A 22121-nucleotide genomic window follows, 5' to 3' on the forward strand; every position below is an offset into this window, starting at 1 on the left:
CGACGATGGCCTGGACGGTCCGCCGCCCGCCGTCCGGCCGCAGCCCTTACTATGCAGGTCGGTGGGTCAGCTGGCCCACCGGACGCCAGCGACGGCGCCAAGGGAGGAAGCCCGGTGAGAATCCGGAGCGGTCCCGCCACTGTGAGCCCGGCCACCACCGGGCGAGCCAGAAACTCCCGCCGTCCGTGAACACCGCCCGGGGCGCGGACCCCGAGGAAGGCCAGACGCCGCAATGATCCTGCTGCTGTCGACGTCCGACACCGACCTGCTCAGCGCCCGTGCGGCCGACGGTCCCGTGCCGTACCGGCTCGCCAACCCCGCCCGGCTCGACCTCGGCGAGCTGCCCGCGCTCCTCGACGGCACCGACCTGGTCGTCGTCCGTCTCCTCGGTGGTCTGCGGGCCTGGCAGGAGGGCCTGGACCAGCTCCTCGCCGCCGGCCAGACCCGGCCCGTCGTGGTGCTCACCGGCGAACAGGCGCCGGACGCGCAGCTCATGGAGGCGTCCACCGTCCCCATCGGCATCGCGGCCGAGGCGCACGCCTACCTGGCGCACGGCGGCCCCGCCAACCTGGAGCAGCTCGCCCGCTTCCTGTCCGACACCGTGCTGCTGACCGGCCACGGCTTCGAGCCGCCCGCCGCCGCGCCCTCCTGGGGGCACCTGGAGCGTTCGGAGCACCTGGCAGCCGAGGCGCGTACGGGCGCGGAGGTCGTGGCCCGTACGGACGACACCGGCGCCGCGACCGGCGGCCCGCTGGTCGCCGTGCTCTACTACCGCGCCCACCACATGAGCGGCAACACCGGCTTCGTGGAGTCGCTGTGCGAGCGGATCGAGGAGGCCGGCGGACGCCCGCTGCCGCTCTTCGTCGCGTCGCTGCGCGCCCCCGAGCCCGACCTGATCGAGGAGCTGCGCGCCGCCGACGCCATCGTGACGACCGTGCTGGCGGCGGGCGGCACCAAGCCCGCCGAGGCGTCGGCCGGCGGTGACGACGAGTCCTGGGACGCGGGCGCGCTCGCCGCGCTGGACGTACCGATCCTCCAGGCCCTGTGCCTGACCGGGCCGCGCAGCGCCTGGGAGGAGAACGACGAGGGCCTGTCCCCGCTGGACGCCGCCAGCCAGATCGCGGTGCCCGAGTTCGACGGCCGCCTGATCACCGTCCCGTTCTCCTTCAAGGAGACCGACGAGGACGGCCTGCCGGTGTACGTCGCCGACCCGGAGCGCGCCGCCCGGGTCGCCGGCATCGCCGTCCGCCACGCCCGGCTGCGCCACATCGCGCCCGCCGACAAGCGCCTGGCGCTGGTGCTGTCCGCGTACCCGACCAAGCACTCGCGCATCGGCAACGCGGTCGGCCTGGACACCCCGGCCAGCGCCGTCGCCCTGCTGCGCCGCCTTCAGGAGGAGGGGTACGACTACGGCGACGAGCCCGTACCCGGCCTGGAGTCCGGCGTCGGCGACGAGCTGATCTACGCGCTGATCGAGGCCGGCGGCCACGACCAGGAGTGGCTCACCGAGGAGCAGCTCGCCCGCAACCCCGTCCGCATCCCGGCCGCCGACTACAAGCGCTGGTACGGCACGCTGCCGCAGGAACTGCGCGAGCAGGTCGAGGAGCACTGGGGCCCGCCGCCCGGCGAGATGTTCGTCGACCGCAGCAGGAACCCGGACGGCGACATCGTGCTGGCGGCCCTGCGCCGCGGCAATCTGCTCATCCTCATCCAGCCGCCGCGCGGCTTCGGCGAGAACCCGATCGCGATCTACCACGACCCCGATCTGCCGCCCTCGCACCACTACCTGGCCGCCTACCGCTGGATCGCCGCCTCCCAGGAGGACGGCGGCTTCGGCGCCGACGCCATGGTGCACCTCGGCAAGCACGGCAACCTGGAGTGGCTGCCCGGCAAGAACGCCGGCCTGTCCGCCGCCTGCGGCCCGGACGCGGCCCTCGGCGACCTGCCGCTGATCTACCCCTTCCTGGTCAACGACCCGGGCGAGGGCACCCAGGCCAAGCGCCGGGTGCACGCCACGCTCGTCGACCACCTCGTGCCGCCGATGGCCCGCGCCGAGTCGTACGGCGACATCGCGCGCCTGGAGCAGCTGCTCGACGAGTACGCGGCGATCTCCGCCATGGACCCGGCGAAGCTGCCCGCCATCCGCGCCCAGATCTGGACGCTGATCCAGGCCGCCAAGCTGCACCACGACCTCGGTCTGGAGGAGCGCCCGGACGACGAGGGCTTCGACGACTTCCTGCTGCACGTCGACGGCTGGCTGTGCGAGGTCAAGGACGCGCAGATCCGCGACGGGCTGCACGTCCTGGGCGGCGCGCCCGCCGGTGAGGCGCGCGTCAACCTCGTCCTGGCGATCCTGCGGGCCCGCCAGATCTGGGGCGGTACGTCCTCGCTGCCGGGCCTGCGCGAGGCGCTGGGCCTGGACGAGTCGGCCGCGACCCGTACGACCGCCGACGCGGTCGAGGAGCAGGCCCGCGGCCTGGTGCAGGCCATGGACGACGCCGAGTGGGACCTGGCGGCCGTCGAGCGGGTCACCGCCGGGCTGCCGGAGGCGCAGCGCGAGCCGGTGGCTGCCATCCTCGCCTTCGCCGCCCGCGAGGTCGTGCCGCGCCTCGCCGCCACCACCGACGAGATCGACCACGCCGTGCACGCGCTGGCCGGCGGCTTCGTCCCGGCGGGCCCGTCCGGCTCGCCGCTGCGCGGCCTGGTCAACGTCCTGCCGACCGGCCGCAACTTCTACTCGGTCGACCCCAAGGCCGTACCGAGCAAGCTGGCCTGGGAGACCGGCCAGGCGCTCGCCGACTCGCTCCTGGAGCGCTACCGCACCGACCACGGCGACTGGCCGACCTCCGTGGGCCTGTCCCTGTGGGGTACGAGCGCCATGCGCACCTCGGGCGACGACGTGGCCGAAGCGATGGCGCTGCTCGGCGTCCGGCCCGTCTGGGACGACGCCTCGCGCCGCGTGACCGGCCTGGAGCCGATCCCCGCCGACGAACTGGGGCGTCCGCGCGTCGATGTGACGCTGCGCATCTCCGGCTTCTTCCGCGACGCGTTCCCGCACGTCATCGGCCTGCTGGACGACGCCGTACGGCTCGCCGCCGGACTCGACGAGCCCGCCGACGTCAACTACGTCCGCGCGCACGCCCAGGCCGACCTCGCCGCGCACGGCGACGAGCGCCGCGCCACCACCCGCATCTTCGGCTCCCGCCCGGGGACGTACGGCGCGGGCCTGCTCCAGCTCATCGACTCGCGTGACTGGCGCACCGACGCCGACCTCGCCGAGGTCTACACGGTGTGGGGCGGTTACGCGTACGGGCGCGGCCTGGAGGGCTGCCCGGCGCGCGAGGAGATGGAGACCGCGTACAAGCGGATCGCGGTGGCGGCGAAGAACACCGACACCCGCGAACACGACATCGCCGACTCGGACGACTACTTCCAGTACCACGGCGGCATGGTCGCGACGGTGCGCGCGCTCAAGGGCACCGCGCCCGAGGCGTACATCGGCGACTCGACCCGCCCGGAGACGGTCCGCACCCGCACGCTGGTGGAGGAGACCTCCCGCGTCTTCCGCGCCCGCGTGGTCAACCCGCGCTGGATCGAGGCGATGCGCCGCCACGGCTACAAGGGCGCCTTCGAGCTCGCCGCGACGGTCGACTACCTGTTCGGGTACGACGCCACGACCGGCGTCGTCGCCGACTGGATGTACGACAAGCTCGCCCAGACCTACGTCCTGGACCCGGAGAACCGCGCGTTCCTCCAGGAGGCCAACCCCTGGGCCCTGCACGGCATCGCCGAACGCCTCCTGGAGGCGGAGTCGCGCGGCATGTGGGCCGAGCCGGACAAGGAGACCCTGGCGGCGCTCCGGGAGGCGTTCCTGGAGACCGAGGGCGATCTGGAGGACAAGGGCTGAGGTCCCGGACCACGACGGAGCGCCGGCCGGGCTGACTGTTCAGCCCGGCCGGCGCTCCGTCGTTCGTACGGCCCTGGGGCCCGGGTTCAGCCCGTCGTGCTGAACCCCTCGCCGACCGTCAGCGTCACCACGCCGGGGTTGGCGGCCGTCGCGTCCGGCGACTTCTCGGTCTTCACGCCCGCCAGCCGGGCCGAGAGCACCTTCGCTTGCGCCTCCAGCGACGCCGGGTAGGTGATGGCCGTCTCGTTGGTGCCGGGGGGCGCGTTGTCGGTGGAGACGACCGTGAAGCCCAGCTTGCGCAGGGCTGCCGCCACCTCGGCCGCGTAGCCGGTCTTCCCGGTGCCGTTGAGGACCCGGACCTTCACCGACCGCGCCGTGACGAGGTTCTTGGCCGCGGCGGCCACCTTGTCCTTGTCGACTTCCTTGTCGTGCGCCAGGTCGCTGAAGAGGTCACCGGCCTGCGGGTACTGCCACACCACGTTCGCCTTGTCGGTGGGCACGTCCGCCTCGCGCGAGTAGTTCGGCACGGTCAGGAAGGTGAGCCGGTCGCTGGGGATGTCCTTGACGGTGGAGGCCAGTTCGGACAGCGGCTTGATGCCCGCCAGGTCCTCGTCGGTGGTGATCGACTTGGTGGCCGAGTCGAGGAAGTCGTACAGCGCGCCGGGGCTGGCCAGCTTGGACTGCGCCTTCTCGCCGAGCGCCTTCATGAACTCCTGCTGGCGGGCGATGCGGCCGAGGTCGGAGCCGTCGCCGACGCTGTAGCGGGTACGGACGTAGCCGAGCGCCTTCTCGTCCTGGACGTTCTGGCAGCCCGCCTCCATGTCGAGGTGCGCCTTCTTGTCGTGGATCGCGGTCTTCGGGCACACCTCTATGCCGCCCAGCGCGTTGACCATCCCCTTGAAGCCCTGGAAGTCGACCGAGGTGAAGTGGTCGATGCGCAGCCCGGTGTTCTTCTCGACGGTCTTGATCGTGCAGGCCGCCGCGTTGGCGACGTCACCGCTCTCGCCGCCGATGGTGAACGCTTCGTTGATCTTGAAGTGGTGGGGCTTGGACTTCCGGCCGTTGCCGCTGTCGCAGGAGGGGATGGACACCCAGGAGTCACGTGGGAACGAGAGGGCGGTGGCCCACTCCCGGTTGGCGGCGATGTGCAGCACCATCAGGGTGTCCGACTGCATCGTCTCCAGGTTCTTGCCGTACTTGGCGTTGGCGCCCGCGCGGCTGTCCGACCCGACGACGAGGATGTTCTTGGAGCCCGGACTGAGGTTGGCGGGGCGGTCGCCGCCGAGGCGGCTGCCCACGTCCGCGCCGTGGATGTTGCCGTCCAGCTTGAAGTAGACCCAGCCGCCGACACCGGCCGTGATCAGCAGCAGGACGCCGATGATGCCGCCGGTCCAGGCGAGTATGCGTCCGCGCCGGGTCATCCGGGCCTTGCCGGGCCTGCGCCCGCGGCCGGAGCCGGCGGCGCGCCGCCCGCGGCCGGAACCCGACCGGTCGGCCCGGCGGGAGGAACGGCCGCCGGTGCCGGAGCTTACGGAAGTGCCGGCCTGGCCGGAGGGTGTGCCCCGCCGGGGCCGCTGCCTGTCTTGCACGCTCTCATGGTCCTTCTGGTGCGTCAGATGCCCGCGCTCGGCAGAACGAGAATCCGGTCGGGGTCGTACGGAAACCACTGCGGGCAACTGCCGCCGCTGCCGCGCATCGTACGCAACCTGCACCACAGTTCGCCTGCCCCGTCCCGCCACCAGGCGCTGATACGCCCCAATTCCCACCGGCCGTCGGGATGTTGCAGCTCCACCGGCTGGTAGACCCACTGCACCTCCGCCTCCGGAGGGGGGCCGCCCGTCGGCAGGGGTCCGCACCTCGTTGTCATCTCCCCCTCCCGCCACGCCCGTTGCGAACGTTTTGGCGCACTCTACAGCCCAGCTCTACACGACTGTAGAAGTAAGTGGGTGTGGGGCAGATCACATGGAGGGTGGTGGGTGTTGGATGGCGGGTGGCGGGCGGTCAGAGCGGGGTGGCCGCTTTGAGGACGAGGAAGAGGGCCACCGCCGCGTTCAGCGCGGAGAGCGCCGAGGCGGCCGTGCCCGCGGCGGCGACCAGGGCGGCCAGGCCCGCCGGGGTGAGGGCGGGGGGCCAGCTGCGGGCCGGGGGCACGGGGTCCAGGAGCGCCGCCACCCGGCGCGGCACGGGGCCCGGCGCGGGGGCGGCGAAGCCCGCCAGCAGCGGGCCGGGCGTGGGCCGGGAGACCAGCGCGGCCTTGCCCACGGCCCGCGCGGTCAGCCGCCGGTCGCCGACGGTCCGCGCCGCTTCCTCGTCGGCCCAGCGCTCGGCGCTGAAGGCGACCGCCGTGCGCAGCGGCAGCAGCAGGGGGTTCGCGCAGCCCGCCAGCCGTACGGCGAGCTGGAAGCGGTGGTGGCGTTCCGTCAGGTGGGCACGCTCGTGCGCGAACAGGGCGCGGCGCTCGTCGCTGTCCAGGCTGCGCAGCATGCCGCGGGAGACCGCGATCCGGCCGGGCCGCGCGGGCTTGCCGGGGCGGGCGGGCAGGCCGGGTACGGCGTAGGCGTACGGGGCGTCGTCGGCCAGTACCGCCAGTTCCGTGCCGGACGGCAGTCCGTCCAGCGCGCGGTGCGTACGGGAACGGACGCGGTAGTGACGGCGCAGCTCGCTGGCGCAGGACGTCAGGGCGGCGGCGAGCCCGGCGATGGCCGCCGTGCCGGCCACCTCCGCGATGGGTACCGCGGCGCGTACCTCCGGGTCGGACCAGCCGTCGGGCAGCGGATTGCCGGGGAGCTGGGCGGTGCCCACCACCATCAGCAGCCCCAGGCAGAGCGTGCTGCACACGCCGAGGACCACGGCCAGCGCGGTCAGCAGCCGGGTGGTGTCGCGCGGGTGCAGGTGCTGTCCGGCGAGGCGGGCGATCGGCAGCGCGGTCAGCGGCAGGACGAGCGGGAGGAAGACGAAGAGGCCCATGGGTCAGTCAGTCTCCGGAGCTCTCGGGTTCCCCGGGGCCCCCGCCGGTGGCGTCCAGCAGGGTGCGCAGCAGCTGCTCGTCCTGGGCGGAGAGCGCCGAGACGAAGCTGGCCAGGACGGCGTCCCGGTCGGACTCGCTGTCCAGGACACGGCGCATCCGCAGCGCGGCGAGCCCGGCTTCGTCGGCGGCCGGGGTCCACACGTAGGACCGGCCGACGCGTTCGCGGGTGACGGCTCTCTTGGCGTGCAGGCGGGAGAGGATCGTCATCACCGTCGTGTACGCGAGGTCGTCGCCGAGGCGGTCCTGCACCCAGGCGGCGGTGGCGGGACCGGGCGCCTGGTGCAGCGCGGCCAGTACCTGTGCCTCCAGCTCGCCCTGGCCCCGGCGGCGTGCGCGGTCGCGTCCGCCGGGATGGCCGCCGAAGGGGTCCCCGTTCATTGCCGTCGCCTCCCGTTCGTGCCGCACGCCCCGCGCGGCGGGGGCGTCGCCGCATCCTACTGAGCGGTCCGGGAACGCGTCCTGTCCCTCGTTCGTCATCTTCTACAGCACTGTAGATTTTGTGGCCCGCCACACAGGGAGGCCACACCCCGACCCGGGAGGAACATCCATGGGAGTCTCGCTGGCCAAGGGCGGCAACGTCTCGCTGTCGAAGGAGGCGCCCGGCCTGACCGCCGTGACGGTGGGCCTCGGCTGGGACGTCCGTACGACCACCGGCGCCGACTACGACCTGGACGCGAGCGCCCTGCTGTGCAACGAGTCCGGCAAGGTCGTCTCGGACCGGCACTTCGTGTTCTACAACAACCTCACCAGCCCGGACGGCTCGGTGCAGCACACCGGCGACAACCTCACCGGTGAGGGCGAGGGCGACGACGAGTCGGTCAACGTGAACCTGGCGGGCGTGCCCGCCGAGGTCTCCAAGATCGTCTTCCCGGTGTCCATCCACGACGCGCAGAGCCGCGGCCAGAGCTTCGGCCAGGTCCGCAACGCGTTCATCCGCGTGGTCAACCAGGCGGACGGCGCCGAGCTGGCCCGCTACGACCTCACCGAGGACGCCTCCACCGAGACCGCCATGGTCTTCGGCGAGCTCTACCGGCACGGCACGGAGTGGAAGTTCCGCGCGGTCGGCCAGGGCTACGCGTCCGGGCTGGCCGGCATCGCGGCGGACTTCGGCGTCAACGTCTGACGCGTACCGGTGGCCGCGTACGTACGGCAGTGAGCGGTACGACGGCGGGCCCGCGGCGAGTGTGCCGCGGGCCCGCCGCCGTGTGACGCGGACGCGGTCCGGTCAGGGGCCGGCCCGGTCAGAGGTCGAACCGCTCAGAGGTCGAACCGCTCAGAGGTCGAACTCGGCCGGCGGGATGTCCAGCGCGTAGCAGACCTCGCGCACCACGGCCTGCTCGGTCTTGTCGAAGTCACCGTCGGCGCCGCCGATGACGATGCCGATCTGGATGACGGCACGCGCCTCGACCGGCTTCTTCTTCACCTTGCCGATCTCCTGCATGAGGCCGACCTTGCCGAAGTCGAAGTCGGCGGTCAGCTTGTCGAGGTACTCGTCGAAGCGGCGGCGCAGGTCGTCGGCGGAGAAGTTCTGCAGCACCTCGTTGGTGGCGATGAGCTGGGCCACCCGCTGCCGCTCGGAGGGGTCGACGGACCCGTCGGCGGCGGCGACGAGCGCGCACATCGCCATGCTCGCGTCCCGGAAGGCGCCGCTCTTCAGGTCGTTCTTCTTCGCGACGAGCTGGGTCTGCATCGTCTGGGCGGAATCCTTGATCCGGTCCCACAGAGCCATGTGGATCTCCTTGTCGTTCCCGCGTGGTGCCGCGCATCGCTGCCGGTCGAGTAATGCGCAAGCAAAATCTACAGCCTTGTAGAGGCGATGCGGAGGGGCGGGGTTCCGGGCGCTCCGGCAGGGTCTGTTCGGGGCACGTGCGCTCGTGTGGGGACGGACGGGTTCGAGGGCCGGGCTGGACGCGTTCGAGGGCCGGGGCGACTGCCCCGGCCCTCCGATTCCCCCGCTTTTTCCCGGTCTCCCGGCCCCCGTTCCCCCCGGGTCTCCCGGCCCCCGTTCCCCTCCCCGTCCCTCGGTTTCTCCCGCTTGCGCCCGTCCTCCCCCAAGCCCCCTCGGGTGATTCAGGCGGTCGTGCCTGCCGCGGTGCTCAGCGCGGCCGCGGTGCTCAGCGCAGTCGCAGGGCGCTGCGGATCGTCGAGAACAGCTGCGTCTGGTCGGTGACGCCGAGCACGCGGTACGCCTGCGGGCCCTGCGCGGCGATCCGGACCTGCGTGCCGGTGTGCTCCTGCGACTTGCCCGGCGTGTTCGTCGAGTAGTTGACCTTCAGCTTGCCGCCCTCGTCGGTGACGAGTGTCGAGGAGAGGCCGGGCGGCTGGGCCTCCAGCGGCACGATCTGGCTGGAGTGGCCGTGGTCGGCGGTGGTGACCACCAGCGTGTCGGGGTGCTTGGCGGCGTAGTCCCGGGCCACCTTCACCGCGCGGTCGAACGCCGCGGTCTCGCCGATCTGCCCGCAGGGGTCGGCCGCGTGGTCCTGCTTGTCGATCGAGGCGCCCTCGACCTGGAGGAAGAAGCCCTTGTCCCGGCCGTGGCCGCGCTGCGCCTTCTGCTTCTTCTCCAGCAGCTGGATCGCCTTGGCCGCCTGCTCGTCCAGGGCGGGCGTGCCCGCGGGCCGCTGCGGGTTGGAGGTCGTGCAGCGCTGCGGGTCGGTACCGCCGACGGCGGCGGGCTTGCCGGTCCATTCCACGGGCACGTTGCCCGGCGCGAAGAGGCCGAGCACCGGCTTGCCGCCCGCGACGCTCTTGACGCGCTTGAGGGCGTTGCGGTCCGTGACGACCTGGTAGCCCAGCTTGCGGGCCTGCTCGGCCACCGTCAGGCCCTTGTACGGACCTTCGGTGATCTTCTGGTCGAAGCGCTGCTTGCCGCCGCCGAGGAGCACGTCCACCCGGTGGTTCACGCTCTGCTCGGCGATCGAGCCGGGGCCGCCCTTGGCGATGGTGTCGGCGGGGCACTTGGCCATGTCGGCCGGGCCCTGGCAGCTGCGGTCGGTGGCGTGCGAGGCGAGCACGGCCGGGGTGGCGTCGGTCAGCTCGGCGGTGGTGACGGAGCCGGTGGCGTAACCGTTCTTCTGCGCCAGTTCCAGGATCGTCGGCAGCGCCTTGTCGGTGTCCGGCGTCTTGGATATCCGGCCGTTGACCGTCTTGTGGCCGGTGGCCCAGCCGCTGCCGCTGGCCGCGGAGTCCGTGACGTAGTCCGGCTTCTTGTGCTGGTCGACGGCGTACGTGGTGTACGCGCCGGTCATGGGGAACTTGTCCATGTGCAGCCGGCCCGCGGCGCCCACGGTGTAGTCCCGCGCGAGGGTGATCTCGCTGTCGCCCATCCCGTCGCCGATCAGCAGGATGACGTTCTTCGCCGCCCCGCCCCGGACCGCCCGCTCCGCCTGGTCCTCGGACCCGAACGCGGCAGCCCCCGCGGGCACGGCCGCGGCGGTGGCGAGCACCACGGCGGCACCGGTGATGACGCCGCGGCGGGACAGGCGCAGTCTTCGCATGAGTTCTCCTCTTCGTACGCCGGCCGGATGCCGACGCAGCGAAGCTCACCAGCCCACGGTGAATGCCGGGTGACCACCACACGGCGTCTTGGCCGCCGCCACCTCAACGGGGGGCTCGGTGCGGGGGCGGGCCGGTTCGGCCGACCGGGTGGTGTTCATCAGAAGAACGGCGAATCGCGGTCGCGGGTCCTCGTGTTCCCGGGGCGTCTACCCATCATGAGGAAAGTACGCAAATCGGTCATCGGGACAAGCGTCTCAGCGGCGCTGTGGCACCGCTTCACCGCGGCGCCGCCCCGAGGGCCACGGAACCACGGAACCACCGCAGGACCGAGCAGCAAAGAGAGGGATCATGGCCACCACCAAGATCACGCAACTCTGGACAGCGTTCGCCGTCGTCATCGTCAAGTTCTTCGCCGCACTGGGATTCCGCACCTCCGCCACGACACCGGCGACGATCCCCGGCCCGGCCACCGCCGCGGCCGAGGGGGAGACGCACCGCACGGCCGCGGCGTTCGCCGCCGCCGGAGCCTGCGCCGCCGGAGGGGGGAGAGCTGCGGCCGCACCGCCCGGCAGCATGACGGACGAGGCGTGGAACGCCCCCGAAAGCCCGGACGACGGCCACGGCTTCGGCTGCGCGCCGCCTGCCGCGCCGATGTTCGCCGCACCTCGGATGCCGTACGGGCGGACCCTGCCGCCGACGATGAAGCAGCGCATCCGCGCCGAGGCGCACGGCGCCGCGCCCAGCTCCCGCTGCGTACAGAACGACGCCTTCGACGCCCCGTACACCGGACCCGTGGGCGCACCGCCGGTCCGCACCGCGTCGGTGCCGGCGGCCCGCGCCGTGGTGCCCGCCGCCCGTCGGCCCGACCTCTGCCCTGCCTGAGCCGCTTCGCGCAAGCGCAGGCGCAGGAGGACGAGGACGCACCGGGTACCGGTGTTCCGGTACCGACCGGCTTACGGCAGTGGCCTGCTTACGGCAGTGGCCTGCTTACGGCCGTGGCTTCCTTACGGCAGTGGCCTCGTGGCGGCCTCGTGGGTGAGGTCGAGATCGAGGCGGCACTCCCGGTCACCGGTGGTGAGCGTGACCCGATCGGCGTGCGGCGGGTAGCCGGCAGCCGTCAGGGTGTAGGCGCCGCCCGCGAGACCGGTGAAGGCGAAGGTGCCGTCCGGGCCGGTCACGGTATGGACGGCGACGGAGCCGTCCTGCTCCTGGAGAGTGACAGCGGCGTCCGGCAGCGGGCGTCCGTGCGGACCCTTCACGGTGCCGCGGACCGCGGCCTCCGGGGAGAGCCGGGCATCCTGCCGTGCGGGTGTGGCAGAAGCCATGAACGAGCGGGCCTGCGGCCGGTGGTCGTCGGCGCTCAGGACGAGGGTGAAATCCCCCGGCGGGAGTGCGGTCAGCTCCCACGTACCGTGCGCATCAGCCGTCGTGGTGGCCACGACCGTGCCGAGTGCGTCGGTGAGTACGACGCGTCCGCCGTCGAGCGGAGTGCCGTCGGTGCCTCCGAGGAGCGTGCCGTGGACGCGGCGGGTGCCGGGCTGAGGTGAAGCGACGGGAGCGGACGGGGAAGCGGACGCGAACGCGGGCGTGGTGGCGCCTGCGGTGTCTGCCATGGGGGCGGAAGCAGGGGCGGAATCCGTACCGCCCGTACCGCCCGTGCCCTCCGCCGTACCGACCAGTTCGAACTCCCCGGTCTCCTCACCGCTCCGCGCGAGCAGCTTCGGCCGGGACGCCGTGCGCTGGGACGGGAGGAACGCGGCCAGGACGAGTCCGACGGCGACCGCGCCGGTGGCGATGGCGAACGACGTGCGGAACCCGGCCATGGTCGGCACCGAGACCGCCCCCGCCGGGATGGACATGTGGGCGAGCACCATGCCGATGACCGCGCTGGACACGGACGTGCCGATCGAGCGCATCAGGGTGTTGAGGCCGTTGGCGGCGCTGGTCTCCGACGGGTCGACGGCGCCGACGATCAGGGCGGGCAGGGAGGAGTACGCCAGGCCGATGCCCGCGCCGACGATCACCGAGATGATCACGGTCTGCCAGGCGGCGCTCATCAGGCCCAGCCCGGCGCCGTACCCGATGGCGATGATCAGCATGCCCAGCATGAGCGTGACCTTGGGGCCGCGCCGGGCGGATATGCGCGCGTACACGGGGGCGGTGAGCATCATCGTCAGGCCGAGCGGCGCCACGCACAGGCCCGCCACCACCATCGACTCGCCCAGGCCGTAGCCGGTGGACGCCGGCAGCTGGAGGAGCTGCGGCAGGACGAGGGAGATCGCGTAGAAGGCGACGCCGACCATGATGGACGTGAGGTTGGTGAGCAGCACCTCACGGCGTGCCGTGGTGCGCAGGTCCACCAGCGGGGCGGAGACACGCAGTTCGAAGACGCCCCACAGGACCAGGAGGGCGAGCGCGCCACCGAACATGCCGAGGGTGGTCGGCGAACCCCAGCCCCAGTCGCTGCCCTTGGTGATCGGCAGCAGCAGGCAGATCAGTCCGAGGGTCAGTCCGATCGCGCCGATGACGTCGAACCGGCCGGTGGCCCGTACGGAGGTCTCGGGGACGAAGGCGACGCTGAGCAGCATGGCCAGCACGCCCAGGCCCGCGGAGCCGAAGAACAGCGCGTGCCAGTCGGCCTGCTGGGCGACCAGGGACGCGGCGGGCAGCGCGAGGCCGCCGCCGACGCCGATGGAGGAGCTCATCAGCGCCATGGCCGAGCCGAGGCGTTCGCGCGGCAGCTCGTCGCGCATGATGCCGATGCCGAGCGGGATGGCGCCCATGGCGAAGCCCTGGAGCGCCCTGCCCACCAGCATCGTGGTCATGTCAACGGTGAAGCCGCAGATCAGCGACCCGACGACCATGAAGGCAAGGCTCGTCAGCAGCATCCGGCGCTTGCCGTAGAGATCGCCGAGCCGGCCCATGATGGGCGTCGCGACGGCACCGGTGAGCAGGGTGGCCGTCATGATCCAGGTGGCGTTGCTCGGGGCGGTGGCCAGGAGCGTCGGCAGGTCCTTGATGACGGGTACGAGCATCGTCTGCATGACGGCGACGACGATGCCGGCGAAGGCGAGTACGGGGACGACGGCGCCGCTCCCGGCCCGCCGGGCCCCCTGGGACGCTTCGGGGGCGGCTGATTCGGTGGGGTCGGGCAGGGGATGGGCGGCGGTGGGCGCCGGTTCCCCGGCGCGCTGGTCCGTCGTCTGCGGCATACGTGCGGCCTCCGGTGGATGCAAGTGGATGCCCCCTGAACGTTTTTGTCGCCGTCGACATTCCAACGCCGCCTGTCACGGCCCTAAAAGGGCGGTGCCGGGCGCCTCGGCGCGCGTCAGGCGCCCGGTTTGTGTGTCATGGCCCAGGTACGGGGGCCGCCGCCGGGGAGCGGGTAGTCGGCGGTCACCTCGAAGCCGAGGCGTTCGTAGAACCGCACGTTGCGTGCGTCGGAGGTCTCCAGGAAGGCGGGCACCCCCGCCGCCCCGGTGGCTTCGAGCCCCGGGCGGATCACCGCGGCCCCCAGCCCCTGGCCCTGCCGGCCGGGGTCGACACCCACCGTGCCCAGGAACCACACGGGTTCGGTGGGGCGGTGTACGCCCATGGCGGCCTCGGTCTGTGCGGAGATCTCGGCCCGGTCCCCGGCGATCTCCGCGAACCGCGGTCCGAGTTCACCGAAGACGTCACCCGCCTCCGCGGTCTCCGGAGTGGTCCACACGGCCACCGCGGCACCGCCGTCCGCCACCCACACCCGGCCGTGGTCCAGGCCGACGCGGGTGACGAACAGTTCGTTGAAGCGGCGCAGGCGGTCGGCGTGGCCGTCGGCCGCGAGGGTGTGGCGGGTCAACGGGTAGTCGGTGAACGCGCCCTCCAGCGTGCGCAGGATCCGGGGGAGGTCCGCACGGGTGGCGGGCCGGACTGAGGGGGAGCAGCTCGTGGGCATGGGGGTCACCGGTTCGGTAGGGCGGGCGAGCACGTCGTACGGGTTGCCGTACGGGGTGTCGTACGGGCTGCCGTACGGATCGCCGTGCGGGGTGTCGTACGGCTGGAAGCGCGGCACGTCGTACGGCACGACATACGGCAGGGGCGAAACCGCCGTTCGGTCATGTCTCAGGTAAGGACACGCGGTCGCGGCATGGCAAGGGCTTTAGGGAAGAGGGCTGGTTACAGGCCCCGGGCATCGAGCCCCCGGGCCCCGGCATCGAGCCCCGGGCCCCCGGCATCAGGCCCCCGGCCCGGGTCGCGGGCATCGAGCCCCCGGCTCCGCCGCCCGCCGTGGCTCAGGACGCGACCGTCAGATGGCAGGGGACCTGGAGGCTGACGACCGTCGGGCCGCCCGCCGGGCTGCTGATGCCGAGCGTGCCGTCGAAGGCGGCCAGCCGCCGCTGGACGCCCTGGAGTCCGCTGCCGGACTCCAGTCCCGCGCCGCCGTTGCCGTCGTCGGTGACGCTCACGGCCAGCGTGTCGGCCCGGTACCGGATGTCGATCAGCACGCGGCGGGCCCCGGAGTGCTTGGTGGCGTTGGCGAGCAGCTCGCACACGGCGAAGTACGCGGCGGACTCCACGGCCGGCTCCGGGCGGGACGGCAGGTCCGCGGTCACCTGGACCTGGAGGCGGCTCTCCAGCGCGAGCGAGCGGACGGCGTCCACGAGGCCGCGGTCGGCGAGCACCGGCGGGTGGATGCCCCGTACCAGGTCGCGCAGTTCCTCCAGGGCGCGCACGGAGGCGTCGCGGGTCTCGGCGAGCAGCGTGCGGACGGCTTCGGGGTTGTCGTCCAGGAGCGATTCGGCGGCGCCCAGCTTCATGCCCATGGCCAGCAGCCGGGCCTGCGCGCCGTCGTGCAGATCGCGCTCGATACGGCGGATCTCGGCGGCGGACGCGTCGACGACGTCGGTGCGGGTGCGGGCCAGGTGCTCCACGCGCGAGCCCATCGCGGCCTTGGCGGTGGGCGCCAGCAGGGAGCGGGTGATGCGGGCGTGCAGGCGCAGCACGTACGGGGCGATCAGCAGGCCGACGGGTATCTCGGCCAGCCCGAGGCCGCCGGCCATCCAGGCGGTGTCCTGCCCGCGTACGGGCACGAACAGGTACCAGGTGCCGTCCCAGGCGCCGGTCACCGGCTCCCAGATGAACGGCAGCGCCATCCCGAACAGGCCGTGGACGAGCATCGCGAACGGCAGGAGCGCCAAGAGGCCGGTCACGGTGACGGCGCACTGGGCCCACAGCAGGTCGCGCCAGGTCGCGCTGTCGGTGAAGACCGCTTCGCACCGGCGCCAGGCACCCTTCCAGCCGCCCTCCGGGGGCGGCGCGGGCCGGTACGGCGCGGCGATCGGCACACCGGACTTCCGGGTCAGGCGCCGTTGGGTGTCGGCGGACCGGCGCAGCACCGCGATCAGGCCGGGTACGAGGAAGAGGCCGACGCCGAGGAGCGTCAGGGACATGCCGACGACGGCGATCCAGGCGAGGAGCACGGCCGACAGGCCGAGGAAGAACATGCCCAGGCCGCGCCCCATGGCCAGCCACCCGGCGGTGAACCAGTCGCGTCCCTGGCGCGCGTCCTGAACGTCGCTCTTCGAACCGTCGGTCATCTCACTCGTCTCCGTGTCGGTGCCCGGTGCGGGGCGTTCGCGGTCGGTGCCCGGTGCGGGGCAGTGCGCGGCGTCGTACGCGTACGCCTCCATCGTCCGGCGTGCGGCGCCGGAAATCAGTGGTGTTAGCCCTACTCCCGGGCCGGGCGGGCGAGGTCGGGCCGGTGCGCCGGTACGTACGTCAGATACGCCAGGACCGCCTGCACCCGGCGGTTGTCGACCTTGGACGGCAGCAACTGGAGCTTGCTGAAGATGTTGTTGATGTGCTTGTCGATCGCTTTGTCCGTGACGCACAGCGACCCGGCGATGGCGGCGTTCGACCTGCCCTCCGCCATCAGGCCCAGCACCTCCAGCTCGCGCGGGGTGAGGCGCTCCAGGGGCTCGCGGCGCGATCCGCTGTGCAGCAGGCGTTCGACGACCTTGGGGTCCATGGCCGTGCCGCCGCCCGCGACGCGGCGGAGCGCCTCGATGAACTGGGCGGTGTCCAGCACCCGGTCCTTGAGCAGATAGCCGACCGACCCGGCCCCGTCGGCGAGGAGTTCGCGGGCGTAGAGCTGCTCCACGTACTGCGACAGGACCAGGACGGGCAGCCCGGGGACGCGGCGGCGGGCCTCCAGCGCGACCTGGATGCCCTCGTCCGAGAAGGACGGCGGTAACCGTACGTCGACGACGGCCACGTCGGGCCGCTCGTCGAGCAGCGCGCGGAGCAGCTCGGGCGCGGTGCCGACGGACGCGACGACCGTACAGCCGTGGGCCGTCAGCAGATGTTCCATGCCCTCCCTCAGGAGGAACAGGTCTTCGCCGAGGACGACGCGCATCATGGGCCTCCCCCGCGGCAGCCGTTCGTGGGCGCCGCCCCCGTACACAGCGCCTCTACGGTCCGGACCTTACCGCCCGCCTCTGACAACCCAGGGGCAGGACGGCGAAATGGGGCGGTATCCGGCAAACCACCGTCGTACTTCTCCAAGTCCCGCTCCTGCCGGTGGTGCGCCGGGACCCGACGCCCGCGTGAGGCCGCCCATGGAGTTTCATGTACACGGCACCCTTCGCGGGCTCGTCCTGCAGGGGAGCACAGTTCGACACCGAGCACGACAGTGATGGAGCGTTCCAACTTGACTGCCAGAGCTTTCACTTCGCGCGTGGTTGCCGTCGCCGGCGGTACTCTGCTCGCCCTCTCCCCTCTGACCGCTCAGGCCGCTCAGGCCACCCCCCACACGCAGAACGCACCAGCCACCCAGAAGTCGCCCCAGGCACTTCAGACATTCCAGACGCCTCGCACGCCTCAGGCCCGCCAGACCGCGCCGGCCGTCGCAGCCAAGGGCGCCTCGCTGGTCGACGGTGCGACCGGCAAGACCCTCTTCGGCAAGGACGCGGACACGGCCCGCCCCATGGCCAGCACGGCGAAGATCATGGTCGCGTCCGTGGTGCTCGACGCCGACGGCGCCGACCTGGAGCGGCAGATCCCCGTCAAGCAGGAGTACCGGGACTACGTCACCCAGCACAGCTCCAGCACCGCGGACCTCCAGACCGGTGACAAGCTCACCGTCCGCCAGCTCCTCTACGCCACCCTCCTGCCCTCCGGCGCGGACGCCGCCTACGCCCTCGCCGACACCTTCGGCACCGGTGGCACCAACGCCGAGCGCACCGCGTCCTTCATCTCCCAGATGAACAAGAAGGCCGCCGACCTCGGCCTCGCCCACACCACGTTCGACTCCTTCGACGGCGGCGGCACCGACGCCAGCACCCCGAACGAACTGGCCAAGCTGGCCCAGTACGCCATGAAGAACGACACCTTCCGCACGGTCGTCAAGGCCAAGCAGTACAAGGCGGACGCCCCCGCGGCCAACGGGCGCACCCGCTACTACACCTGGAACAACACCAACCAGCTGCTCGGCTCGTACGACGGCGTCATCGGCATCAAGACCGGTACGACCACCCCGGCGGGCGACTGCCTGGTCTTCGCCGCCACCCGCGGCGACAAGACCCTCGTCGGCACCGTCCTGAACAGCAAGGACCGTTACGGCGACGCGGCGAAGATGCTCGACCACGGCTTCGGCTCGGCCAAGGCCAAGACGATGAAGCTGCGCGCCCTCCCGGCGAACACGCAGCGCGACTGACCGTCCGCCCCGTAACGGGAGCGAAGGGCGCGGCCACCCGGTGGCCGCGCCCTTCCGCGTCTCACGCGCCCCGCTCAGCGCTCCCAGTACTTGGCCACCGCCTGCGCGTACGCCACCCGGTGATCGAGACCGTCGCCCCGGGCCCGGAAGCGGCCGCGTGCCGTCTCGGTCAGAGCGGCCCGCCCGAAGAGTTCACCCGGCCGCTTCCAGGCCGTACGCAGCGGGGCGGTGGTGGTCCCGGCGGGGGAGTCGGAGAGCGCCATGGCGGCCAGCATCAGCAGGACGAACGGCAGCAGCACCAGGCACAGGAGCAGCGACGGCACCGTGCCCTCCCGGCCGCGCAGCTCCGTCCCGTCGGGCAGCCCGATCTCGTACGTCGGCCGCCACCGCTTCTTCCGCGGCGGCAGGCGGAGCTCGGCCAGGTGCCGGTGGTCCGGGGTGAGGACGGCGAGACGGCCGCCGTCCGTCCGGACGACCACGGCGAGCGGCTCGGCGCCCGCGGGGTCGGCGGCGAGGGTGAAGCGCGGCTTGCACCCCTGGGGGAGGGGGCGTCCGTCGGGAGCGCCACGGCGCACGTGGACGGGGGCGGCGCCGCGGGGGCGCAGCTCGTAGTCCTTGGGGTCGGGGTGGCGGGTGAAGGCGAGTGTCATGGAGTGTCCGTCCCGTCGCGTCGGTGAGGTGCCGAAAAGTACCGCCTGCGGCCTATCCGAACACCGCGCGCACACCGCCGGGCTCCGGCGCCTCCGAAGAGTCGTCCGCCTGGTCCGCCGGGCGGACGGCCAGGCTCTCGCCGATCTGCCGCAGGATTCCGGTGTACCGGGGCAGGTCCGCGAAGCACGGCGTCGAGAGGGCGAGCACCACCAGCCAGCCCCGTACCGGAGCGGGTACGTACAGCTCGACGTGGGCGAACTCCAGCGACGGCAGGATGCCCGAACCCTCCGTCTCGGTGGCGTGCAGGGAGAGCACGGCCGGGCCGCAGGGCAGGTCCACCCGGTCGACGCTGCGGTGCTCTTCGAGGGCGAGCCCCTCCTGGAGCGACGCCGCGACGATCTCCGGGGCGTCCGGGTCCACCGCCTCCGCCCGTACGAGCAGGTGCGCGGTGCTCGCCGCGCCGTCCTCCGTCTCGTAGAAGGCGACGGACGCGTGCAGGACGGAGTCGGCGGCCAGGGCGGCCGTGAGGTCGGAGTAGACGAGGGCGGTGGTCTCGCGCTGGAACTCCGTACCGCCCGGCCAGATCTTCTCCGTCAGTTCCCACAGGGCGGCGTCGAGGACGTCCGGGGGGAGGTGCAGCGGCAGCTCGTGGAAACCCTCCGGGGTGTCCAGGGTGAGCGACACGCTCTGCGCGGACGCGGCCATCAGAGCCTCCCCGCGGCGGGCGTGCCGGGATCGGTGAGCTGGTTGTGGGCGCCGATGGCGATGCCCGGCACCTGCTGGGCCACCTGCGGGCCCTTGGACCACCAGGACAGCGGGTCGATGGAGCCGTCCGCGCGCAGGGCCCCGCGCAGGGACGATTTGATCCCTTCGGGGGTGAGGCCGCTTTCGAGGACCTTGTTGAGGCCCTTGCTGATGCCCGCCTCCTTGATGCTCGCCCCGGCCACGTCCTGGACGTGGCTGTTCCACGCCAGCTTCATGCGGTTGCCGAAGCCGGTGGTGGTGAAGACCTTGCTGCCGCCGACGTACTCCTTGCCCATCCCGAGGAGCGACTTGCCCTCCAGGGCCCGGCCGGTGAACCCGGCGTCCCGCAGCGCGCGGATCTTGCTGACCTTGTCGATCGAGGCGACGGTACGGCCCTCCACCTGGGCCAGCTTCATGGGCACCTTGGCGCCCTTCATCGCGACGGAGCCGAACTTCCCGAACGGGACCACGCCGATGCCGTCCCCCACCAGGTCCATCACGCTCACGTTCGCCCCGCCCAGCTTCGCCGCTCCGTGCGTGGCGAGGGCGCCGAGGGAGGCACCCGCGCTGGCGAGGGCCAGGGCGCCGGAGAGCGGCGGGCACCACAGGGTCAGCAGCGAGGCGACGCCCAGGATGCTGGAGGCGATCGAGAGCCAGTCGCCGATCTGTTTCAGCAGGTCGGCGTGCTTGGTGCACCACTCCTGGATGCTGTGGCCCATGCTGGTGAAGAAGTCACCGAGGCTCTCCCAGAACCCCGGGTCGGGCGCGTTCTCCGTGGCACGCCGGATGCGCTCGGCGATGTTCCGCGCCTCGTCCTGGTGGTTGTCGAGCAGCCCCTCGGCCTTCTTGACGATCGCCTCCAGCTCGCCGGTGGCGGAGTCCAGACGGCTGCGGGCGGAGTCGAGCGCCGTGTCCGCCTTGTTCAGACGGTCGCTCGCCGCGTCGATCTTCTTCTGCGCGGCGTCCAGGGAGGCCTGGTCGCTGTAGTACGTGCCGGCCAGCCGCAGGTCGGGGTTGGCCGCGGCCTCGTTGTAGGCGCCGACCGCGCGCTCGTTCTCCGTCTTGCGGGTGGCCACCGTCTGCTTGGCCGCGGCGGCCTCCGCCTCGTACTGCTTGCCCTTGGTCTGGTACGAGGAGAGCGCGGTGTGCCAGGAACGGAGCTGGGTGACGGCGTCGCGCATCGCGTCGCGGCTGTCGCTCACGTACTTCGGCAGATCACCGACCTTGTCCGAGAACGCCTTGGCCGCGTCGCCTTCCCAGTCGCTGCCGCCCTTGCCGATGCGGGACAGCACGGAGTGCGCGGAGTCCAGGGAGCGCTTGGCCGCGTCCAGCTTGCTGTTGAGGGCGTCGACGGAGCCGAGGTCGCCGGGCGCCGGATTGAAGCCCAGGGCCGGGAAGTCCTGCTGGGTCATGGAGTCACCTGCCGGAGGTCGTGGAGCGCGGAACATTCAGTACGGACATCCACATCACGCCGCCTTCTTGGCGTTCTTCGCGAAGGCGTCGCGCAGTGCGTGCTCCAGCGACTCGTAGTTCTGCTTGACCTGCTTCAGCTTCTCCTCGATGGCCTGCGTGCCGTCGGCGATCTTCTTGATGGCGTTGTCCCAGCTGTCGTGGAACTCGTCGCAGGCGTTGTCCAGGGCTTCCGCGCCCGTCGACTTCGGCCCGGTGTCCTTCAGTGCGCCCAGCGCCTTGCGCATGTTGTCCTGGCTGTCGTGCAGGTCCTTCAGCAGGCGGCCGAGATTCTCCGCCTCGACCTTGAAATAGCTGCCCATGCACCCTCCTTGGCGTCCCCACGTCTATGCACAGCAGTCGCATACGTTACCGCCGTTCGGGGAACTCCCTTGCACGGGGAGCGGCAGGAACGTTCGAGCGACCGTGCCGGGGGGAGAAAGCGGTGAGAAGGGGGAGAAGCCGGGGGCATCCGAATGCGGAATTCCCGGGCGCTTTCAGATGCCCGGATCGGGCGCTACCGGCTCATTCAACGAGTTCATGCAACCTTCATCCGAAAACGTTCCTCGGTATCGCGCATACGAATCCCGCTCCGTCGTCGAACAGCCGTGACATCCCCGTAAGAAAAGGCCCCGGGCAGACGGCCCGTCCACCTTTGCCCGCCCGCCCCGCCCGGCCCCGCACGGCCCTTCCCCGCCCTTCCCCGCCGCGCCCCGCACGGCGACGGCGCGTACCTCTTGAGGATCATGCATGTAGGTCTACGGGCCTACCGGACCATCATGCTCCGGTGTCACGGCAGGCGCGGGAAGTACCTCCCGAAGGCGACGTGCCGGTCTCTCACCCCTGCATAGCCTCGGAGGCGCAGGCAGCGGGGCAGGGCACAGGCAGAGAACAGGGTTGGGCCGGCCTCCGCTGTCCTGCCGGATGTCCCCGTCCGCGGGCGAACGGCACGCACGTTCCGCGGGCAAACGACTCGCACGCACCGTCTCCGTACCGGCACGTTCACCGGCGCCCCTCCGCCCCGGCACGCCGGACGGGGAGGAAGGAGCCCCCCCACGATGCTCTCCACGGCCTCCACGCCACCCCGGCAGACCAGTGCACACCCCGCGGCTGTGTCCGCGGCTGCGTCCGCGAAGAAGAGAGCTTCGGCC

The 22121-nt window shown here is 72.1% G+C and carries 18 protein-coding genes and 1 riboswitch; of the genes, 4 read left to right on the forward strand and 14 right to left on the reverse strand.

Features of this window, described 5'->3' with window-relative positions; genetic code table 11:
* Positions 1-46 precede the first annotated feature (46 nt).
* Positions 47-194, forward strand: a riboswitch (cobalamin riboswitch).
* A gap of 38 nt (positions 195-232) precedes the next feature.
* Positions 233-3907, forward strand: coding sequence for a cobaltochelatase subunit CobN (gene cobN, locus A6A06_RS31100; RefSeq protein WP_073765646.1), 3675 nt, complete (start codon positions 233-235; stop codon positions 3905-3907).
* Positions 3908-3993: 86 nt separating this feature from the next.
* Here the strand turns inward: cobN and A6A06_RS31105 are convergent, their stop codons facing one another.
* From A6A06_RS31105 to A6A06_RS31120, 4 genes are all read right to left on the reverse strand, one after another.
* The gene (locus A6A06_RS31105; protein ID WP_073766043.1) at positions 3994-5328 is read right to left on the reverse strand and encodes an LCP family protein; all 1335 of its coding nucleotides are present in this window, start codon (positions 5326-5328) and stop codon (positions 3994-3996) included.
* A gap of 191 nt (positions 5329-5519) precedes the next feature.
* Positions 5520-5774, reverse strand: coding sequence for a hypothetical protein (locus A6A06_RS31110; RefSeq protein ID WP_242441028.1), 255 nt, complete (start codon positions 5772-5774; stop codon positions 5520-5522).
* Between the two features lie 134 nt (positions 5775-5908).
* The gene (locus A6A06_RS31115) at positions 5909-6874 is read right to left on the reverse strand and encodes a M56 family metallopeptidase (protein ID WP_073765650.1); all 966 of its coding nucleotides are present in this window, start codon (positions 6872-6874) and stop codon (positions 5909-5911) included.
* A gap of 7 nt (positions 6875-6881) precedes the next feature.
* Positions 6882-7313, reverse strand: coding sequence for a BlaI/MecI/CopY family transcriptional regulator (locus A6A06_RS31120; RefSeq protein ID WP_073765652.1), 432 nt, complete (start codon positions 7311-7313; stop codon positions 6882-6884).
* Between the two features lie 169 nt (positions 7314-7482).
* Here A6A06_RS31120 and A6A06_RS31125 point away from each other — a divergent pair, with 169 nt between their 5' ends.
* Positions 7483-8058 (forward strand): TerD family protein, encoded by a 576-nt coding sequence (locus A6A06_RS31125; RefSeq protein ID WP_073765654.1) that lies wholly within the window; start codon positions 7483-7485, stop codon positions 8056-8058.
* Positions 8059-8208: 150 nt separating this feature from the next.
* Here the strand turns inward: A6A06_RS31125 and A6A06_RS31130 are convergent, their stop codons facing one another.
* Both A6A06_RS31130 and A6A06_RS31135 read right to left on the reverse strand, forming a co-directional pair.
* On the reverse strand, positions 8209-8664 hold the full coding sequence (locus A6A06_RS31130) for a tellurite resistance TerB family protein (RefSeq protein WP_073765656.1): 456 nt from the start codon (positions 8662-8664) through the stop codon (positions 8209-8211).
* 385 nt (positions 8665-9049) lie between these two features.
* A complete protein-coding gene (locus tag A6A06_RS31135) occupies positions 9050-10432 on the reverse strand; it encodes an alkaline phosphatase (RefSeq protein ID WP_073765658.1) in 1383 nt (460 codons plus the stop codon).
* A 349-nt stretch (positions 10433-10781) separates the two neighbouring features.
* Between A6A06_RS31135 and A6A06_RS31140 the strand changes: the two genes are divergently transcribed.
* Positions 10782-11315: a DUF6344 domain-containing protein gene (locus A6A06_RS31140; protein WP_073765660.1), complete on the forward strand. Its 534-nt coding sequence runs from the start codon at positions 10782-10784 to the stop codon at positions 11313-11315.
* Positions 11316-11437: 122 nt separating this feature from the next.
* Here the strand turns inward: A6A06_RS31140 and A6A06_RS31145 are convergent, their stop codons facing one another.
* The 4 genes from A6A06_RS31145 to A6A06_RS31160 form a co-directional block, all read right to left on the reverse strand.
* The gene (locus A6A06_RS31145; protein ID WP_079194460.1) at positions 11438-13645 is read right to left on the reverse strand and encodes an MFS transporter; all 2208 of its coding nucleotides are present in this window, start codon (positions 13643-13645) and stop codon (positions 11438-11440) included.
* A gap of 116 nt (positions 13646-13761) precedes the next feature.
* The gene (locus tag A6A06_RS31150; RefSeq protein WP_073766047.1) at positions 13762-14367 is read right to left on the reverse strand and encodes a GNAT family N-acetyltransferase; all 606 of its coding nucleotides are present in this window, start codon (positions 14365-14367) and stop codon (positions 13762-13764) included.
* Positions 14368-14704: 337 nt separating this feature from the next.
* On the reverse strand, positions 14705-16102 hold the full coding sequence (locus tag A6A06_RS31155; RefSeq protein WP_242441029.1) for a sensor histidine kinase: 1398 nt from the start codon (positions 16100-16102) through the stop codon (positions 14705-14707).
* 38 nt (positions 16103-16140) lie between these two features.
* Positions 16141-16827 (reverse strand): response regulator transcription factor, encoded by a 687-nt coding sequence (locus A6A06_RS31160; protein ID WP_073766051.1) that lies wholly within the window; start codon positions 16825-16827, stop codon positions 16141-16143.
* A 279-nt stretch (positions 16828-17106) separates the two neighbouring features.
* On the opposite strand from A6A06_RS31160, the gene A6A06_RS31165 reads away from it, so the two are divergent.
* The gene (locus tag A6A06_RS31165) at positions 17107-18126 is read left to right on the forward strand and encodes a D-alanyl-D-alanine carboxypeptidase family protein (protein WP_242441030.1); all 1020 of its coding nucleotides are present in this window, start codon (positions 17107-17109) and stop codon (positions 18124-18126) included.
* Between the two features lie 74 nt (positions 18127-18200).
* Here A6A06_RS31165 and A6A06_RS31170 read toward each other — a convergent pair whose 3' ends face one another.
* The 4 genes from A6A06_RS31170 to A6A06_RS31185 are packed head-to-tail and all read right to left on the reverse strand — an operon-like array spanning position 18201 to position 21293.
* Positions 18201-18776, reverse strand: coding sequence for a hypothetical protein (locus A6A06_RS31170; protein ID WP_073765662.1), 576 nt, complete (start codon positions 18774-18776; stop codon positions 18201-18203).
* A gap of 52 nt (positions 18777-18828) precedes the next feature.
* Entirely contained in the window at positions 18829-19482 is a 654-nt protein-coding gene (locus A6A06_RS31175) for a hypothetical protein (protein ID WP_073765664.1), read from the reverse strand.
* On the reverse strand, positions 19482-20933 hold the full coding sequence (locus A6A06_RS31180; RefSeq protein WP_073765666.1) for a putative T7SS-secreted protein: 1452 nt from the start codon (positions 20931-20933) through the stop codon (positions 19482-19484). The genes A6A06_RS31175 and A6A06_RS31180 overlap by 1 nt, the downstream gene beginning before the upstream one ends.
* A gap of 54 nt (positions 20934-20987) precedes the next feature.
* Complete coding sequence (locus tag A6A06_RS31185) at positions 20988-21293, reverse strand: hypothetical protein (protein ID WP_073765668.1); 306 nt, start codon at positions 21291-21293, stop codon at positions 20988-20990.
* Between the last annotated feature and the right edge of the window lie 828 nt (positions 21294-22121).

The sequence above is a fragment of the Streptomyces sp. CB02923 genome (genome assembly GCF_001905005.1).
GTDB lineage: Bacteria > Actinomycetota > Actinomycetes > Streptomycetales > Streptomycetaceae > Streptomyces.

What these genes read in the sequence shown, in the direction of transcription:
- A6A06_RS31165 (WP_242441030.1), top strand. Translation starts at nt 17,107, where the DNA reads ATGGAGCGTTCCAACTTGACTGCCAGAGCTTTCACTTCGCGCGTGGTT.
- A6A06_RS31150 (WP_073766047.1), bottom strand. Translation starts at nt 14,367, where the DNA reads ATGCCCACGAGCTGCTCCCCCTCAGTCCGGCCCGCCACCCGTGCGGAC.
- A6A06_RS31115 (WP_073765650.1), bottom strand. Translation starts at nt 6,874, where the DNA reads ATGGGCCTCTTCGTCTTCCTCCCGCTCGTCCTGCCGCTGACCGCGCTG.
- A6A06_RS31130 (WP_073765656.1), bottom strand. Translation starts at nt 8,664, where the DNA reads ATGGCTCTGTGGGACCGGATCAAGGATTCCGCCCAGACGATGCAGACC.
- A6A06_RS31185 (WP_073765668.1), bottom strand. Translation starts at nt 21,293, where the DNA reads ATGGGCAGCTATTTCAAGGTCGAGGCGGAGAATCTCGGCCGCCTGCTG.
- A6A06_RS31155 (WP_242441029.1), bottom strand. Translation starts at nt 16,102, where the DNA reads ATGGAGGCGTACGCGTACGACGCCGCGCACTGCCCCGCACCGGGCACC.
- A6A06_RS31145 (WP_079194460.1), bottom strand. Translation starts at nt 13,645, where the DNA reads ATGCCGCAGACGACGGACCAGCGCGCCGGGGAACCGGCGCCCACCGCC.
- cobN (WP_073765646.1), top strand. Translation starts at nt 233, where the DNA reads ATGATCCTGCTGCTGTCGACGTCCGACACCGACCTGCTCAGCGCCCGT.
- A6A06_RS31140 (WP_073765660.1), top strand. Translation starts at nt 10,782, where the DNA reads ATGGCCACCACCAAGATCACGCAACTCTGGACAGCGTTCGCCGTCGTC.
- A6A06_RS31180 (WP_073765666.1), bottom strand. Translation starts at nt 20,933, where the DNA reads ATGACCCAGCAGGACTTCCCGGCCCTGGGCTTCAATCCGGCGCCCGGC.
- A6A06_RS31170 (WP_073765662.1), bottom strand. Translation starts at nt 18,776, where the DNA reads ATGACACTCGCCTTCACCCGCCACCCCGACCCCAAGGACTACGAGCTG.
- A6A06_RS31135 (WP_073765658.1), bottom strand. Translation starts at nt 10,432, where the DNA reads ATGCGAAGACTGCGCCTGTCCCGCCGCGGCGTCATCACCGGTGCCGCC.
- A6A06_RS31125 (WP_073765654.1), top strand. Translation starts at nt 7,483, where the DNA reads ATGGGAGTCTCGCTGGCCAAGGGCGGCAACGTCTCGCTGTCGAAGGAG.
- A6A06_RS31175 (WP_073765664.1), bottom strand. Translation starts at nt 19,482, where the DNA reads ATGGCCGCGTCCGCGCAGAGCGTGTCGCTCACCCTGGACACCCCGGAG.
- A6A06_RS31110 (WP_242441028.1), bottom strand. Translation starts at nt 5,774, where the DNA reads ATGACAACGAGGTGCGGACCCCTGCCGACGGGCGGCCCCCCTCCGGAG.
- A6A06_RS31105 (WP_073766043.1), bottom strand. Translation starts at nt 5,328, where the DNA reads ATGACCCGGCGCGGACGCATACTCGCCTGGACCGGCGGCATCATCGGC.
- A6A06_RS31160 (WP_073766051.1), bottom strand. Translation starts at nt 16,827, where the DNA reads ATGCGCGTCGTCCTCGGCGAAGACCTGTTCCTCCTGAGGGAGGGCATG.
- A6A06_RS31120 (WP_073765652.1), bottom strand. Translation starts at nt 7,313, where the DNA reads ATGAACGGGGACCCCTTCGGCGGCCATCCCGGCGGACGCGACCGCGCA.